General features: G+C 68.5%; 18 protein-coding genes and 1 tRNA gene. 13 read left to right on the top strand and 6 right to left on the bottom strand.

Annotated features, from left to right (window positions below):
* The first annotated feature begins 5 nt into the window (after positions 1-5).
* The 3 genes from EJO71_RS14005 to rbsD are packed head-to-tail and all read left to right on the top strand — an operon-like array spanning position 6 to position 2451.
* A complete protein-coding gene (locus EJO71_RS14005) occupies positions 6-1097 on the top strand; it encodes a substrate-binding domain-containing protein (protein ID WP_125949481.1) in 1092 nt (363 codons plus the stop codon).
* Positions 1094-2059, top strand: a complete 966-nt coding sequence (rbsK, locus tag EJO71_RS14000) for a ribokinase (protein ID WP_125949482.1) — start codon at positions 1094-1096, stop codon at positions 2057-2059. Before EJO71_RS14005 ends, rbsK begins: the two co-directional genes overlap by 4 nt.
* A complete protein-coding gene (gene rbsD, locus EJO71_RS13995) occupies positions 2056-2451 on the top strand; it encodes a D-ribose pyranase (protein ID WP_125949483.1) in 396 nt (131 codons plus the stop codon). The genes rbsK and rbsD overlap by 4 nt, the downstream gene beginning before the upstream one ends.
* A 22-nt stretch (positions 2452-2473) precedes the next feature.
* Here rbsD and EJO71_RS13990 read toward each other — a convergent pair whose 3' ends face one another.
* The gene (locus EJO71_RS13990; protein WP_125949484.1) at positions 2474-3355 is read right to left on the bottom strand and encodes an MOSC N-terminal beta barrel domain-containing protein; all 882 of its coding nucleotides are present in this window, start codon (positions 3353-3355) and stop codon (positions 2474-2476) included.
* A gap of 181 nt (positions 3356-3536) precedes the next feature.
* Here EJO71_RS13990 and EJO71_RS13985 point away from each other — a divergent pair, with 181 nt between their 5' ends.
* The 3 genes from EJO71_RS13985 to EJO71_RS13975 are packed head-to-tail and all read left to right on the top strand — an operon-like array spanning position 3537 to position 7263.
* Positions 3537-4664: an FAD-dependent monooxygenase gene (locus EJO71_RS13985; protein WP_125949485.1), complete on the top strand. Its 1128-nt coding sequence runs from the start codon at positions 3537-3539 to the stop codon at positions 4662-4664.
* 50 nt (positions 4665-4714) lie between these two features.
* Complete coding sequence (locus EJO71_RS13980) at positions 4715-5437, top strand: DsbC family protein (RefSeq protein WP_125949486.1); 723 nt, start codon at positions 4715-4717, stop codon at positions 5435-5437.
* Positions 5437-7263 (top strand): M61 family metallopeptidase, encoded by a 1827-nt coding sequence (locus EJO71_RS13975; protein WP_125949487.1) that lies wholly within the window; start codon positions 5437-5439, stop codon positions 7261-7263. Before EJO71_RS13980 ends, EJO71_RS13975 begins: the two co-directional genes overlap by 1 nt.
* Here the strand turns inward: EJO71_RS13975 and EJO71_RS13970 are convergent.
* Together EJO71_RS13970 and EJO71_RS13965 are read right to left on the bottom strand one after the other, a co-directional pair.
* A complete protein-coding gene (locus tag EJO71_RS13970; RefSeq protein ID WP_125949488.1) occupies positions 7260-7850 on the bottom strand; it encodes a DUF2325 domain-containing protein in 591 nt (196 codons plus the stop codon). The two genes, EJO71_RS13975 and EJO71_RS13970, sit on opposite strands and share 4 nt — an antisense overlap.
* A 65-nt stretch (positions 7851-7915) precedes the next feature.
* The gene (locus tag EJO71_RS13965) at positions 7916-8251 is read right to left on the bottom strand and encodes an SMR family transporter (RefSeq protein ID WP_125949489.1); all 336 of its coding nucleotides are present in this window, start codon (positions 8249-8251) and stop codon (positions 7916-7918) included.
* Between the two features lie 97 nt (positions 8252-8348).
* Here EJO71_RS13965 and EJO71_RS13960 point away from each other — a divergent pair, with 97 nt between their 5' ends.
* Positions 8349-9128, top strand: a complete 780-nt coding sequence (locus EJO71_RS13960; RefSeq protein WP_125949490.1) for an enoyl-CoA hydratase — start codon at positions 8349-8351, stop codon at positions 9126-9128.
* 16 nt (positions 9129-9144) lie between these two features.
* Here EJO71_RS13960 and EJO71_RS13955 read toward each other — a convergent pair whose 3' ends face one another.
* The gene (locus EJO71_RS13955) at positions 9145-10521 is read right to left on the bottom strand and encodes a hypothetical protein (RefSeq protein ID WP_125949491.1); all 1377 of its coding nucleotides are present in this window, start codon (positions 10519-10521) and stop codon (positions 9145-9147) included.
* Entirely contained in the window at positions 10518-11189 is a 672-nt protein-coding gene (locus EJO71_RS13950) for a sigma-70 family RNA polymerase sigma factor (protein WP_125949492.1), read from the bottom strand. Before EJO71_RS13950 ends, EJO71_RS13955 begins: the two co-directional genes overlap by 4 nt.
* A gap of 135 nt (positions 11190-11324) precedes the next feature.
* On the opposite strand from EJO71_RS13950, the gene EJO71_RS13945 reads away from it, so the two are divergent.
* The 6 genes from EJO71_RS13945 (at position 11325) to EJO71_RS13920 (ending at position 15462) form a co-directional block, all read left to right on the top strand.
* Entirely contained in the window at positions 11325-12830 is a 1506-nt protein-coding gene (locus tag EJO71_RS13945) for a VWA domain-containing protein (protein WP_125949493.1), read from the top strand.
* 55 nt (positions 12831-12885) lie between these two features.
* Positions 12886-12962 (top strand) — tRNA-Met (locus tag EJO71_RS13940).
* An 81-nt stretch (positions 12963-13043) separates the two neighbouring features.
* Positions 13044-13439 carry a DUF2946 family protein gene (locus tag EJO71_RS13935; protein ID WP_125949494.1) on the top strand — a complete coding sequence of 132 codons (396 nt, stop codon included), beginning with the start codon at positions 13044-13046 and terminating at the stop codon, positions 13437-13439.
* 127 nt (positions 13440-13566) lie between these two features.
* A complete protein-coding gene (locus tag EJO71_RS13930; protein WP_171022516.1) occupies positions 13567-14178 on the top strand; it encodes an SCO family protein in 612 nt (203 codons plus the stop codon).
* Positions 14179-14211: 33 nt separating this feature from the next.
* Positions 14212-14691, top strand: coding sequence for a copper chaperone PCu(A)C (locus EJO71_RS13925; protein WP_164546833.1), 480 nt, complete (start codon positions 14212-14214; stop codon positions 14689-14691).
* Positions 14692-14958: 267 nt separating this feature from the next.
* Complete coding sequence (locus tag EJO71_RS13920; protein WP_240651853.1) at positions 14959-15462, top strand: hypothetical protein; 504 nt, start codon at positions 14959-14961, stop codon at positions 15460-15462.
* A 63-nt stretch (positions 15463-15525) separates the two neighbouring features.
* Here EJO71_RS13920 and EJO71_RS13915 read toward each other — a convergent pair whose 3' ends face one another.
* Positions 15526-15840, bottom strand: a complete 315-nt coding sequence (locus tag EJO71_RS13915; RefSeq protein WP_125949496.1) for a hypothetical protein — start codon at positions 15838-15840, stop codon at positions 15526-15528.
* Between the last annotated feature and the right edge of the window lie 440 nt (positions 15841-16280).

Below are 16280 nucleotides of genomic sequence, written 5' to 3'. Positions count from 1 at the left end.
AGAACATGGCCACCATCAAGGACGTCGCGCTGAAGGCGGAGGTGTCGGTCACCACCGTCTCGCACGTGGTCAACGACACCCGCCACGTGAGCGCCAAGGTGCGCGAGCGCGTGGAGCTCGCCATCCGCGAACTGGGCTACGTGCCCAACGCAATGGCCCGCAGCCTGAAGAGCAACACCACCTCGACGCTGGGCATGCTGATTCCCAACAGCTCGAACCCCTACTTCGCCGAGATCGTGCGCATCGTGGAAGACCGCTGCTTCGGCGCCGGCTACACGCTGGTGCTGTGCAACACCGACGACGAGCCCCACCGCCAGAGCGTGTACCTGCAGGTGCTGGCCGAGCGCCGCATCGACGGGCTCATCGTGGTGTCGACCGGCACCGGCGACGAAGACTCCCTGATGAAGCAGCTGCGCGGCCTGCGCATGCCGACCGTGCTGGTCGACCGCGAGATTGCCGACACGGCCTGCGACCTGGTGGAAACCGCGCACATGCAAGGCGGCCTGCTCGCAGTGCGGCACCTGCTGTCGCTGGGCCACAAGCGTATCGCCTGCATCGGCGGTCCGGTGGGCGTGATGCCCAGCGAGCAGCGCATCGAAGGCTGGCGCATGGCGCTGGCCGAGGCCGGCGCCGCGCCCGGCATCGCCAATACCGATACGCTGCTGTGGCGCGGCGGCTTCACCAGCCAGGGCGGCTACGAGGCGATGCACGCCATCCTGCGCACCGAACAGAAGCCCTCCGCCGTCTTCGTCTGCAACGACCTGATGGCCATCGGCGCACTGCGCGCCGCGCATGAAAGCGGCGTGCGCGTGCCCGACGAGCTCTCTATCGTCGGCTTCGACGACATCGAACTCTCGGCCTACACCAGCCCTGCGCTCACCACCGTGGCGCAGCCCAAGGAACGCATCGGCGCGCTGGCGGTCGACATGCTGCTCGAGCGCGTCGGCGGCAAGCGCCGCGACGCGCGCAAGGTGGTTCTGCAGCCCGAGCTGTGCGTGCGCGCTTCGACCGCGCGGCACGCGAGCTTCCGCGAGCCCGCCGCCCCTGCCCCGACCGAAACGCCGTCCACGCAAACCCGAAAGTCCCGCACCCCGTGAGCCTGAAGCCTTCCTCCAGCAGCCCAGCCCAGGCACCGCGCATCGTGGTGCTCGGCAGCCTCAACATGGACCTGGTGCTGCGCGTGCCGCATGCGCCGGCCGCTGGCGAAACCCTGCTGGGCCACTCGATCGCCACCATTCCCGGCGGCAAGGGCGCCAACCAGGCCGTGAGCTGCGCGCGCGAAGGCGGCCGGGTCCGGATGATCGGCTGCGTAGGCGACGACGCGCACGGCACGGCCCTGCGCGATGCGCTGCAGCGCGACGGCATCGACACCGCCGCGCTGCGCACCGTGGCCGGCGAGCCCACCGGCACGGCGCTGATCCTCGTGGAGGACGGCGGCCAGAACCGCATCGTGATGATCCCCGGCGCCAATGCCCGGGTAGAGGTCGACGAAGCCTCGCTGAGGCAGCAGGTGCAGGGCGCCGCCTTTCTCGTGGCGCAGTTCGAGACGCCCATGGAGCAGGTCGCGCGCGCCATCGCCGTGGCGCACGGCGCGGGCTGCAAGGTGCTGCTGAACCCGTCGCCCGTGCAGGCGATTGCCGAGCCGCTGTGGCCGCTGATCGACACGCTGGTCGTCAACGAGATCGAGGCGCAGACGCTGTGCGGTCAGTCCGCCGACAGCCCGCAGGAGGCGGCGCAGGCCGGCCAGGCGCTGCGCGCCAAGGGCATCGCGCGCGTGGTGGTCACGCTCGGCTCGCGCGGCGCGGTGGCGGTCGATGCCGACGGCGCGCGCCATCATCCCGCGCCGAAGGTGCAGGCGGTCGACACCACGGCCGCCGGCGACACCTTCCTGGGCGCGCTCGCGGTTGCGCTGGGCGAAGGCCAGTCCTTCGACGAGGCCGTGCGCCTCGGCATACGCGCCGCCGCGCTGTGCATCCAGCAGCCCGGTGCCCAGCCATCCATTCCGCAGCGCGACGCCGTTCTGCGCAGCCCCATGCCTCCCGACTGGATCAAGCTGTGAAACGCTCTCCCCTGCTGCACGCGGAACTGTCCCACGTGATCGCCTCGCTGGGCCACGGCGACATGCTCGTGCTCGGCGACGCCGGCCTGCCCATTCCCGACGGCCCGCGACGCATCGACCTTGCGGTGGCGCGCGGCGTGCCGCTGCTGAACGACGTGCTGCAGGCCGTGCTGTCGGAAATGCAGGTGGAAGGCATCGTCGTGGCCGACGAAGCACTGGGTGGCGATACGAAGAAGCTGCCGGACTGGTATCCGCAGTCGCTGGGCATCGAGCCGCAGACGGTGTCGCACGAGGAATTCAAGCGCCGCACGGCCAAGGCACGCGCCATGGTGCGCACGGGCGAGTGCACGCCCTACGCGAACATCATCCTGGTCGCTGGGGTGAAGTTCTGAGGCGCCGGCAGGGCGCCGCCGATCATTCGAACTTGTAGTTCGCGCCCACGGACTGCCCCACCTTGAGCGTGTGCTCCACGCCCTGGATCACGATGCAGTTCATGCCGAAGGTGATGCCGCCATCCACCCGCGCGTCGGCGCGGTAGGTGCGCAGCGTGTTGCCGACCTCGGGGCTGCTGAGAGCCGTGGCCGGGTCGATATCGGGAATCGGGCAGCGCGTGCAGGGCTTGACGGGGCGAAGCTCGGCCCCGCCTTCGCCGGTGGAGATGTGCAACGCGTCGACCCGGTCCTCGTCGTGCGACTCGATGCCGGCCAGCACGATGTTGGGACGGAAGCGCTCGATGCCCACGGCGCCATGGCCCTGCGCGGCGAGGCGGTCGTTGAGCTCCGCCAGCGAGCCTTCGCTTGCCACCAGCAGCGGGTAGCCGTCGGCGAACTGGTTTTCCGCCTCGACGCCGTCGGTCCACTTCATGCTCGACAGGCGCTTCTGCTCGGGGTCGAAGCGCACGAGGCGCAGGGTCTGCGGCTTGCCTGGCTCCGAGAGGAAGTCACTGAACCACTGCGCGGCGATGTCGCCCATGTCGTAGGCGGCCACCTCGTCCTTCCACACGCGCACCCGCACCGGCTTCTCGACGCGGTCGAAGGCCAGGTGCAGCGCCAGCATGCCGGGCGCGCGCAGCACCACTTCCGTGTGCTTCATCTGCGGCTTGATGAGCACCATGCGCGGCAGCTGCCGCTGCGTGACGAATTCACCCTGCGCGTCGACCACCATCCAGGCCCGGTCGAACTCCAGCCCCGTCTCGGTCAGCAGCATTTCGGGGAGCTCGACGCCGGCGCAGGACTTGACCGGATAGACGAACAGGCGCGAGATGGTGGCTTCGAGGTCGAAAGCAGGCTGGGACACGGTGGGGGTTCCTTGGAATTCGGCCGCGATTGTCCCGCAGCTTTCGAAAATACCCGGTTCCTTCCAGGGATGCCGCGGAACCGGCTTCGCCGGGCCGCTGGTATCGCCCCCGTGAGGGGGTTGGCGAAGCGACACGAAGTGCGCGCAGCCTGGGGGTGGGCGTAATCCATACAATCCTTCGATGGCCCTCCCCCCAGAAGTTTGCATTCGCGGCGCCGGCATCGTAGGCCGCACGCTGGCCCTGCTGCTCGCACGCGAACGCGTGCGCGTCGCGCTGGTGGTGCCGCCGGCCACGCAGGGCAAGGAAGACATCCGCGCCTACGCGCTCAACACCGCCTCCCGCACGCTGCTCGAATCGCTGCGCGCCTGGCCCGACGCGGCCCACGCCACGGCCGTGCGAGAAATGCTCGTGCATGGCGACGAAGGCGGTCGGGTCCAGTTCAGCGCCGTGCGCCAGAAGGTCGAGGCGCTGGCCTGGATCGTCGACGTGCCCGCGCTCGAGCGGCAACTGGCGGACGCGGTGCGCTTCCAGCCGCTCATCGAAGTGGTGGCCGAGCCCGTGGCCGCCCCGCTCACCGTGGTGTGCGAAGGCAAGGCCAGCACCACGCGCGAGACCCTCGGCGTGAGCTACGAAGTCACGCGCTATCCGCAGCATGCGATCGCGGCGCGAATGGAAGCCGCGCAGACGCACGACGGCATCGCGCGCCAGTGGTTCAACGACAAGGGCGAGGTGCTCGCGCTGCTGCCGCTCGACGGCACGCATGGCAAGACGGTCGCGCTGGTGTGGTCGGTCGACCAGCTGCGCGCGCCCGAGCTGCTCGCGCAGGGCGCCGACGAATTCGGCGCCGCGATCACCGAAGCCAGCCACAACTCGCTCGGCGCGCTCAAGCTCGTCAGCGAGCGCGGCGCCTGGCCGCTGGCCCGCGCCATCGCCGACCGATGGACCGGCGCCATGCCCGGACAGCCCAACCGCTCCTGGGCGCTGGCCGGCGATGCGGCCCACACGGTGCACCCGCTGGCCGGCCAGGGCCTGAACCTGGGCCTGGCCGATGCCGCCGAGCTGGCCGACGTGATCAAGAACCGCGACTACTGGCGCAGCGTGGGCGATGCACGCCTGCTGCGCCGCTACGAACGCGCCCGTCGCGCCGACGTGCTGCAGATGAGCCTCGCGACCGACGGATTGCAGCAACTCTTCGCGCACAACCTGGGCCCGCTGCCCGCGTTGCGCAACTGGGGCATGCGCGGCTTCGACCGCACGCGCCTCGTCAAGCGCTGGATCACGGCCCAGGCCATGGGCCTGAAAGCCTGATGCCTGCGCCGCATTTCTCTATCTTCAGAACCGGACCAACGGATCTCCCGATGACACTCGTACGCAACCTTCTACTCGCCGCCTGCACGCTGGGCGCGGTCGTGGCCGCCACCGCCGGCGAAGCCGAGATCCGCAAGAACCTGCCCTCGCGCATTCCGCAGTTCCCCGCCATCGACGAAGTGTCGAAGTCGCCGATTCCGGGCGTCTATGAAGTGCGCGTGAACGGCTCGCAGATCTTCTATACCGACGAGCAGGGCAACTACCTCATCCAGGGCAACATGATCGACGTGAAGGCGCGCAAGAACCTGACCGAGGAGCGCATCGAGAAGCTCAGCGCCGTCGCCTTCGACCAGCTGCCGCTGAAGGACTCGATCAAGATCGTGCGCGGCAACGGCAAGCGCAAGCTCGCGGTGTTCGAAGACCCGAACTGCGGCTACTGCAAGCGCTTCGAGAAGGACATGAAGACGGTCGACAACGTCACCGTGTACCTGTTCCTGTACCCGGTGCTCGGCCCCGATTCGAACGTCAAGTCGCGCGACATCTGGTGCAGCAAGGACAAGGGCAAGGCCTGGAGCGACTGGATGGAAGCCAGTACCAAGCCGGCCACCGCGCCGGGCAGCTGCGACGTGACCGCGCTGCAGCGCAACGTCGAATTCGGCCGCAAGTACAACATCACCGGCACGCCCACGCTGATCTTCAGCGACGGCACGCGCACGCCGGGTGCCATTCCCGCGGAGCAGGTCGAGAAGCAACTCGCGGCTTCGTCCAGCTGATGGCGACGAAGGCTCCAACGCAGCACGTGGCGGGCGTGCGCTACCGCGTCGAATGCGCCGATCCGCATGCGCACCTGTTCGCCGTCACGCTCACCATCGACGCGCCCGCCGCACAGCAGCGCGTGTCGCTGCCGGTGTGGATTCCGGGCAGCTACCTGGTGCGCGAGTTCGCCAAGAACCTGCAGGGCCTGCGCGCCACCCAGGGCCGCCGCAAGCCGGCGCTGACGCAGCTCGACAAGTGCAGCTGGCTCGTCGAATGCACGCCCGGCCAGCCGCTGGTGCTGAACTACCAGGTCTGCGCGTACGACAACTCGGTGCGCACCGCCTGGCTCGATGCCGAGCGCGGTTTCTTCAACGGCACCAGCGTGTGCCTGCGCGTCGAGGGCCAGACCGAGACGCCGCATGCGCTGGAGATCGTCGCGCCCGCGCTGGCCGACGACGCCGCGCGCTGGTCGTGCGCCACCGCGCTCGCGCCGCTGAAGGCCGACAGGCACGGCTTCGGCAGCTACCAGGCCTCGGGCTACGACGAGCTGGCCGACAGCCCGGTCGAGATGGGCGCCTTCTGGAGCGCCGAATTCGAAGCCTGCGGCGTGCCGCACCGCTTCGTGGTCGCAGGCGCCGCGGCCTCGTTCGACGGCGACAGGCTCATCGCCGACACCAAGGCCATCTGCGAAGCCGAGATGCGCTTCTGGCACGGAGACAAGGTCGGCAAGCGCGGCGGGCCGAAGCCGCCGATCGACCGCTACGTGTTCATGCTCAACGCGGTCGACGACGGCTACGGCGGGCTCGAACACCGCCACTCCACCGCGCTGATCTGCAACCGCCGCGACCTGCCCCAGCGCGGCGAAAAGAAGAAGCAGCCCGACGGCTACATCACGCTGATGGGCCTCATCAGCCACGAGTACTTCCACACCTGGAACGTCAAGCGCATGCGGCCGGCCGAGTTCGCGCGCTACGACTACAGCCAGGAGAACTACACGCAGCTGCTGTGGTTCTTCGAGGGCTTCACCAGCTACTACGACGACCTGCTGCTGCGGCGCGCCGGTCGCATCGACGACACGGCCTACCTGCGCCTGCTGAACAAGACCATCAACCAGGTCATGCAGACGCCGGGCCGGCTGGTGCAGCCGGTGGCCGACGCGAGCTTCGACGCCTGGGTCAAGTACTACCGCCAGGACGAGCAGACGCCCAACAGCACGGTGAGCTACTACACCAAGGGTGCATTGGTGGCGCTGTGCTTCGACCTCACGCTGCGCCATGAAGGCAAGGGCTCGCTCGACGACGTGATGCGCCGGCTGTGGACGAAGAGCGACGGCGGGCCCATCTCCGAGGACGACGTCGCCGCCGCGCTCGAAGCCATGGGCGGCCGCTCCTACGCGCTGGAACTGGCGCGCTGGGTTCATTCGACCGAGGAGCTTCCGCTCTCGCAACTGCTGCGCGTGCATGGCGTGGCCACGCTCGAAGACCCGTCGCAGCAGGCGCAGGCTCTCGGCCTGCGCGTGGCCGAGGCCAACGGCGGCGTACAGGTGAAGGTGGTGCTGCGCGGCGGCGCGGCCGAGAAGGCCGGTTTTTCCGCGAACGACGAGTGGATCGGCATCGAGCTGCCCGCCGCCGGCAAGAAGGGCCAGCAGCGGCCTGCGCAGGCATGGCGGATCACCAAGCTCGACGACCTGGCGCTCTACCTGGGCGACGCGACGAAGTGCACGGCCATCGTCGCGCGCGACCGCAAGCTGATCAGGCTGCCGCTGGTGCTGCCGACCGGTGCGACCACCTGGCGCCTGTTCTCGCACGACGCAGGCAAAGTGACGAACTGGCTGGCCGGCTAGGCGTTTTCCGCTGCCGCGGCCGGATGCCGCACAAAAAGCATCGGCTGCGGCTCGCCCACCAGCACGCAGGGCTTGCCGGTGCGCCGGCAGTGGTCCTGCACGCGCCAGTAGGCGTCGTGGCTCACGCAGCCGGTCTGGCAGATCACGAGGTCGGCCGCGCGCAGGCTGGCTTCCAGCGCGGGATCGTCCGCATCGTCGCCGCCGTCGTGGTGCAGGTAGCGGCCGCCGGCAATCTCGACCAGCTGGCGCGCGAGCGAAGGCGCTTCTTCTTCATGGCCGACGCACAGCACGGCCTTCTCGCGCAGGTCAGCAGTCGCCTGCGACTGCGGCGGGATCGCCAGATGACGCCTGCTGCCCGGCGACAGCAGCGCACTCAGCCGCTTGGGCAGCGCACCGCCCGCCGAGGCGCGGGCGGCAAGCTCCTCGCGCACGATGGCAATGGCCGAATCTCGCGCCACCAGCGCACCGCGCAAACGCACGATCTGCGCTTCGAGCCTTTCGACGAGCGCGGCCTGTTCGACCAGCAGGCGCGAGCAGCGCTCCTGCACGCGGGCATAGGCCCGCAGCAACACGGCATGTTCTTGCATCGGGAACTCCATGGCGGGCATTCTAGATGAGAGCAATTCTCAACTTGAGCACCCACCCTTGCCGCTCAGTGGGAAACCGACTTCGAGAACACGTTCACCACCACCACGCCCGCGATGATCAGCCCAAGCCCCGCGATGGCCGGCGCGTCGAGCTTCTGGCCGAACCAGAGCCAGCTCACCAGCGAGATCAGCACGATGCCCACGCCGGACCAGATCGCGTAGGCGATGCCGGTGGGAATCGTGCGCAGCGTCAGCGAGAGAAAGTAGAACGCAGTGACGTAGCCCGCCACCGAAGCCAGCGTGGGCCACAGCCGCGTGAAGCCTTCGGAGCTCTTGAGGAAACTGGTGGCGATCACCTCGGCCACGATGGCGACGAACAGGAAGCCGTAGTTGGAGTTCATGGCGGGCACTCTATGGGAACCCGCAATGCCCCCGCACCCGCGGCGGCCATGCTGGGTATAGTGAAGCGCGTTTTTCTTCCCCTTCCCCGGAGACACCATGAGCTACGAAAACATCGAAGTGCGGACCGAAGCAGGCAAGGTCGGCATCATCACCCTCAACCGCCCGAAGGCACTGAACGCGCTCAACGACGCGCTCATGACCGAGCTGGGCCAGGCGCTCAAGGCCTTCGATGCCGACGACGCCATCGGCTGCATCATCCTCACGGGCAGCGAGCGCGCCTTCGCGGCCGGCGCCGACATCGCCGCGATGGCCAAGTACAGCTTCATCGACACCTACAGGGGCGACTACATCACGCGCAACTGGGAAACCATCCGCTCGATCCGCAAACCGGTGATCGGCGCCGTGGCCGGCTTCGCGCTGGGCGGCGGCTGCGAGCTGGCGATGATGTGCGACTTCATCATCGCGGCCGACAACGCCAAGTTCGGCCAGCCCGAGATCAAGATCGGCGTGATCCCCGGCGCCGGCGGCACGCAGCGCCTGCCGCGCGCGGTGGGCAAGAGCAAGGCCATGGACATGGTGCTCACGGCCCGCATGATGGACGCGGCCGAAGCCGAGCGCGCCGGCCTCGTGAGCCGCGTGGTGCCCTTCGAGAAGCTCGCCGACGAGGCACTGGGCGCGGCGCTGATCATCTGCGGCTTCTCGCAGATCTCGGTGATCGCGGCGAAGGAGTCGGTCAACCGCGCCTTCGAGAGCGGCCTGAGCGACGGCGTGATGTTCGAGCGCCGCCTGTTCCACGCTCTGTTCGCCACGCAGGACCAGAAGGAAGGCATGGACGCCTTCCTGACCAAGCGCCAGCCCGACTTCAAGAACGCCTGACCGGATCGGTCTGCCGTCAGCGCTGCAGCAGCGAACGCAGCGCGTCGAGCGCCTGGGCCGGCGGGGTGCCGACCACCGATGTGCCTCCGGGCAGCGAAGTCCAGCGCACCTGGGCGCCGGCAATTTCCAGCACGGCGACCGGTGTCTTGCCCCGGTAGAGCTCCAGTCGCGCCTCGACGGGCGCGGCCAGGGGCTCGTCGGGTGTGGTGGCCGAGCGCGCCACGGTGCTCATCAATGCCGGCAGGCCTTCGATGTCATCGCGCTCGTGGCGCACGCTGGTGCCTGCGCGCGCGAAGCTGAAGGAAGTCCAGCGATCCAGCGCCGTGAAGGATGCTGCTGTCGTGCTTCGCAGCCTTGCGACCTTGGCTGAGGCCGCGCCCGGCGCGCTCGGGCGCAAGGCGCCTGAGGCAGCTTCGGCGCTGGCGTTGTCCTGATTGGCGAGAGCTGGCGCGGAGTCTTGCTGAAGCTCGCGATGCGGCGGCGCCGCAGCCGGAGCTGGAGCCACCGCCGGTGCCGGCAAAGGTGCAGGGGCTGCCGCGACGGCTGGTGCCGGTGGAACCGGTGCGACCGTGGCAGGAGCCCCCGCTGCATACGCGCGGCGTTGCTGTTGTTCGTCTCTCGCATACGCCTCGCGACGCTCGTCGCGCGTGACGGGCGCCGGCGCGGCCTGCTCGGCCACGATCGGCGGCGCCGCTGACGCAGCGGCTGGAGCAACCGGCTCAGCGGGCGCGGCAGGGGCAGCCGGAGCAGCCAGCCCGGCTGATGGCGCCGGCTTTGCAGCTTGCCGGACGACGTCCGTATTCGCGGCCTTGGCGGTCTTCTCGGATTCCGTTGCGGACAAGGAAGAAGAATCGCGCGAAGCCCTGGCGCGCTGCTCTGCCTCCGGCGGCACCGCAGGCGCTCGTGCGACAGCCGACGGTGTCGGCGCTGCGGCAGGCGCCTGCGCCACAGCCGGCGGAGCGGCCTCCACGGAAGGCTGTGCGGGCGCCGATGCAGGTGCCGGCGGCGCGGTCGGCGCTGGCGCAGTCGTCGCTCCACCCACCCGCGCCTCGCCGTCGAGCCGCGCATCGGGCACGGGCTCGCGATGCCAGAGCACCGTCACGAAAGCGGCCACCAGCACCGTGGCGAATGCTGCGTTCCACGGCATGCGCGCACGCGGTTCGCCGCCGCCGAACAGGCGTCGCCACCAGGGCAGCGCATTCGCGTTGTTGGCGGCCTGGCTCGCAGCAGCCTGCACGGGCGCGAGGTTGTGCGCCATCTTCAGGATCGCCTCGCGGGTGCGCGGATGCGGCGTAGCCTCGCTGTCAGGCGCGTGGTCGAGCGCGCGACGCAGCGCCGGGTCGCGCAGGTCGTCGCGGTCGTCGCCGTATGCGGTGGTGTCGTTGCCGCTCATGCCTGCTTCTCCAGCACCGACAGGTAGCGCTCCATGCAGCCGCGCAGCTTCTGCAAGCCGTAGCGCAGCCGGCTGCGCACGGTCTCGAAGCCGATCTCCAGGCTCGTGGCCAACGCTTCGACGGTCAGGCCGTCTTCGTGATGCAGCAGGAACGCCGCGCGCTGCTCGGCCGGCAATTCGTCGAGGCAGGCCAGCAGGCGACGGCCCGCGGCACGCCAGAACGCGAGCTCTTCGGCGGACGGATGCGCCGCCGCATCGGCAGCGGCCCCACGCACGCCGCGTTCGAGCGTGGGCACGGGATCGCTGTCGTCGTCGTTCGCATGCGCGTCGAGCGCCACTTCGCGCCCGCTCACGCGCAGGCGGTCCATCGCAAGGTTGTGCGCGATGGTGAAGGCCCAGGTGCGCCACGTCGCGCCCTGCGGCGAAAAGCTCTCGCGCGCCGAGATGATGCGTACCCAGGTGTCCTGGAACACCTCGTCGGCCTGAGCCACCAGCCGTGCGCCCAGCAGCCGCTTGACGAAGCGGAACAGCCCGCCTTCGTGGCGCGCATAGAGCACGTCGAACGCGGCTGCGTCGCCCTGCGCGTAGGCCAGCATCAACTGGTCGTCGGGCATGGCCTGGCGCTCGGGGGCGTTCTTGGCTGAAGGGGCGCGGGGAAGCGCGGACATCGGAGGATTTTCACCCGAGCTTGTACGGGCGACGAACCGCATCGGGGTTCGGGGCGGCAAAAAAGTTACACGACTCAAACCCCGCTGGCGGCGCCCGGCCGTATCAGCCTGCACCCAACCACCCGGAGTGCTTCCATGACCCAGCCTTTCGTCCCCCGGTTCCGCCGCCCGCTCGTCGCACTGCTGTGCGCCCAACTGCTGCTGTCCGCCTGCGGCGCCACCGAAATAGCAGCCACTGGCAGTTCAGTGTGCTGGCCGACACCCGCGCCCGACAACCTCGTGCAGGCAGCGCAGACGATGCCGAACTTCGAAGCACCCTCAGCCACGAACTGCGCGAGGCCGGTCCGAACCTATGAGACGCCGGGCATGCCGCGCGTCGCCGATGCCCGACGCGAACTCTCGAGCTCCGACGCATTGAAGGACTATTCGCTGCGCCGGCCCGTGGCGCCCTCGGTCGCGGCGGCGAAGTCCGTGCCGGCGACTCCCGCCATGGAGGCCCGCGCCGACTCTGCCATCGCGGAAGCCCCGCCGGTGACGGCCTCGCCCGCGCCACGCGTGAGCGGCGGGCTCCAGCCGCCCGCCCAGGCCCCGCGCCCTGCCAACGAACCCGTCACCGCCGGCATGGTCGACGACAACGCCGACTTCAGCGAATACCTGGCTTTCCACGGCCGCACGCAGGTCGTGCACCGCGAGCGCGACATCAGCGCGCGCTACCTGCTGCAGGTGCGCGACGCGCGCGGCGCCGTCGTTCCCGACGCCGAAGTGGCCGTGCAGGCCGCCAACGGCGCCGCCATGTGGGCGCGCACCGATGCGGGCGGACGCGCCTGGCTGCACCCGAACGCCTTCGACAAGGCGCAGAGCCCGGTGTACGAAGTGACGGTGCGCAAGAACGGCCGCCAGAGCACCGTCTTCCTGCAGCGCGGCCAGAAGAACGCGGTCGACGTGGTGCTCGGCGGCAAACCCGGCGCCGTACCCGCACGTGCCAGGCTCGACCTGGTCTTCCTGATCGACGCCACCGGCTCGATGGACGACGAGATCGCCAAGCTCAAGGCCACCCTGCGCACCATTGCCGACCAGGTCGCAAGGCTGCCGAGCCGTCCCGACACCTGCTTCGGACTCGTGGCCTATCGCGACCGTGGCGACGAGTTCCTGGTGCGCCGCCACGACTTCACCAACGACCTCAACGCCTTCCAGGGCGTGCTCGACGCGCTGCGCGCCGCGGGCGGCGGCGACTACCCCGAGGCGATGAACGAGGCGCTGAACGAAACCGTCCACAAGCTGAGCTGGCGCGGCAACGACACCACGCGCCTCGTGGTGCTGTTGGCCGACGCGCCACCGCACCTCGACTACGGCGGCCCGCAGTACGACGACGACATGGTCGCCGCGCTGGGCAAGGGCATCAAGGTGTTCAGCGTGGGCGCCTCGGGGCTCGACAAGCAGGGCGAATACATCCAGCGCCAGATCGCGCAGTACACGGGCGGGCGCTTCGTGTTCCTGACCTACAAGGAGGCGACGAACCCGGCGAGCGGCCCGGGAACGCAGACGGTGCACGACGTCGGCAACTACTCGGTGCAGACGCTGGACAAGCTGATCGTGCGGCTCGTTTCCGAAGAATTGGGCAAGTTGCCGTCGGGTGGTTGAGCAACGCGTTCGGAGTGGGCTATAATCTTGGGCTCGGTGTGCAACGCCACCGAACGGCTCTTTAGCTCAGTCGGTTAGAGCGATGGAATCATAATCCACAGGTCCGCGGTTCGAGTCCGTGAAGAGCCACCAACAAAACGAAAAAGCCTTGCAGGTCAACGACTTGCAAGGCTTTTTTCTTTGTGGCGCGAGGCTGGCCGATAATCGCCGCCGATGCCCGCACCGTCCCACGCCACCCCGAATCGGCCCGCCGGCCTGCGGCGTCCGGGCGTGAGCCTGATCCGCTGGGTGCTGCTGTGGTTTGCGCTGTCGCTCGGCGTGGCCGTCGCTTCGCCGGTCGTGCATCCACAGACGGTGGAACTGGTCTGCTCGAACGCCGGTTCGGTGAAAGCCATCGTCCACACCGACGATGGTGCGCAGGAACTGGGCGCGGGCCACATGGACTGCCCGCTTTGCGTGCTCAACGCAGCCCCGCCTGCGACGACGCCGGCCGTCGAACTGCCGGTGCTGGTGCCGCTGGCGCGCGCGGTCCAGTCGATTCCGTCTACGCGCATCACCGTAGCCACCGCCGCGCCTTTGCCGGCACGCGGGCCTCCCCCGCTCATCTGACGCTTCTTCTTCAGCTTCCGCGCGCGTGACGCATGCGGCCTCCAGGCGAGGCTCGTTTGCCGCGTGCGCTCCTGCAGCAATGAATCGGCATCCGCCTGCACCGGTGCCGGAAAGAGAGATTCTTCAGATGAACCGCATTCCCCATCCAACCCGGCGCCGCCTGCTGCTGTCCGGCGGCAGCATCGCCGCGCTCTCGGCACTCGCAGCCTGCGACAAGGTGCTGCCCGCCAGCTTCAACGGCGTCGACATCACCGGCGCCAACTACGCGAACGACTTCCGCCTGACCGACGCCGACGGCCGCGAACGCACGCTGGCCGACTTCAAGGGCAAGGCCGTGATGATGTTTTTCGGCTTCACGCAATGCCCCGACGTGTGCCCCACCGCGCTCGTACGCGCGGCCGAGATCAAGCGGCTGCTAGGCGCGGACGGCGATCGCCTGCAGGTGATCTTCGTCACCGTCGACCCAGAGCGCGATTCGCCCGTCGTGCTCAAGGCCTACACGCAAGCCTTCGACCCGAGCTTCATCGGCCTCTACGGCGACATGCAGCGAACCAGCGAGACGGCGAAGGACTTCAAGGTGTTCTACAAGAAGGTGCCGACCGGCTCCTCGTACACCATGGATCATTCGGCCTTCAGCTACGTGTTCGACCCCAAGGGCAAGATCCGTCTCGTGCTGCGCCATGAACAGGGCGCGCAGGAATGCGCCGAAGACCTCCGCAAGATCCTGCAGTCCGCCTGAGCTTCATCGTTCCAACCCAAGGAGATTCCATTCATGAAAAACCGTATCGCACACATCCTCGCCATCACCAGCGCCGCATTGCTCACCGCGCACGCCGCGAACGCGCAGGTCACCGTCAAGGACGCATGGGTGCGCGCCACCGTGCCCCAGCAGAAGGCCACCGGCGCGTTCATGCAGCTCAGCGCCGCGAAGGACACGAAGCTGGTCTCGGCCAGTTCGCCGGTCACGCCGCTGGTCGAAGTGCACGAGATGGCCATGCAGGACAACGTGATGCGCATGCGGCAGGTTCCCGCGCTCGACCTGCCCGCCGGCAAGACCGTCGAGCTCAAGCCCGGCGGCTATCACGTGATGCTGCTCGACCTCAAGCAGCAGGTGAAGGAAGGCGACACCGTGCCGCTCACGCTCGTGTTCGAAGGCAAGGACGGCAAGCGCGAAACGGTCGAGGTGAAGGCGCCAGTGCGGGCGCTGAACGCCTCGGCGCAGCCTGCGGGGCATGGCGGCCACAAGCACTGAGCGCCCCGAAGCCGCCCCCTCCGCGCGACTGAAACTGGCCGGAGGAAATACCCTGTTTCGGTGATGGCGCCGGTCCCCCGGACCCACAAGAATTGTTGACAAACATTCACAATTCATCCCCTCCCCGGCCGGCCCGTTCATGGAACGGATCGCACCGGGGCTCATGAGTTGTCCAGGAAGCCGGAAGGCGTTCTCGCCGTTCCGGCTCCGGCTGGGTAGCTCTGCGCGGCATCGACGGCCGAGGGAGGTGCACACAGGGGTTTTTCGGTGCCGCTCAGTTACCTCCTCCATCTGGAGCACGCTCGCCTGCCGATGCACGTGACCGACGCGCCGGACGTGCGACGTGTCTCCGTCCTGAAGGCAACCGGCCTCATCGAGGCCTCCATCGACCCGGCCTACGACACCGGGCACGGCAGCTACAGACTGGCGCAGGCCGCGCTGGTGGTCTGCATCACCGAGGAGGGGCACGCCGAGATCGACCGGCTGCGCGGCCGCGACGGCATCGATGCGTCATCGAGGAAAGCATCGAAGGCGAAGAACCTCGAGCCGCTCGACTACCTGCGCGGCATAGAACGTTCGTCGTTCCCTCTTCGCGTGGAAGACCGGCAGGAGATCGGCTGTGTCGAGGCGCTGAAGCAGGCCGGTTTCGTCGACGCGGCCATCAGCCCCGCGCTGGCACGCAAGGGCGGTGGCGAGCCGCAGGAGCTGGCGGTGATCCGCCGCATCACGCCATTCGGACGAGCGCAGCTTGCGCGCGGCGCCACCAGGTAATTCCGCGGCATCTGGAATTTCCATGGACCGGCCCCACGACCGGGCCCGTTCCGCAACGCCCGCCTACTGCCGCGCCATGTCGAGCGCTTCGCACTGCCCTTCGATGCCGGCGTGCAGCATGCCCAGCGAAGCAATCAGCAGGCGCTGGATCGACGCGCGATGAACTTCGTCGAGCAGCGGCTGCGTTGCATCGCGGCGCTCTTCGTCCCATGCGAGCAGTTGCATCAGCGTGTGCGCGCCGTCGATCACGTCGCGCGCGTCGTTGAGGAACAAGGCACGCCGTCGCTCCTCGGGATCGAGCCCGTGAACGGAATTCCAGGCGAACGGCTTGAACTCCGCGCTTGTTGTTTGCGCGGTACTTGATGATGAATCGGCCATGTCGGCCCTCCCTGTCGGTTCAGCTTTGCTGCAACCGTCGCATCCGCTGTCAAACGAAGGCGGCGGCTCGAACAGGTTGACAGACCGGGAACCGCTAGGCGAAACCGGCAGGGCGCGAGCCCTCCCATCCGAGCCGCCTGAAAAGGGAAGCCGGAATGGCAAAAGCCGCAAACCAATTGCGGTATGCGGCTTTCACCGCGGTTCTTTCAGGCTGTCAAACCCGGCCTCGCTGGTCGCGAAGCGGTCTGGAATGTAGCCGTCCGTTCTACCCCCGTCAATCGACGCCGACGGACCTGTGCCCGGCCCGGTTTGTATACATTTGCGCCCGACTCCATCCTGTGCGAGCCGCTGCCTATTCAACAGGCAACGTGGTGGGAAGCCACGCCAGTTCTCGCTCTGCCTCCCTGCCTCCCCCTACAACTCACAGAGTTGTCCACAGA

This window comes from Variovorax sp. 679, from assembly GCF_003952185.1.
GTDB lineage: Bacteria > Pseudomonadota > Gammaproteobacteria > Burkholderiales > Burkholderiaceae_C > Variovorax.
Note: the sequence above shows the minus strand (reverse complement) of the source record. Positions and strands in the feature narration are given on the sequence as shown.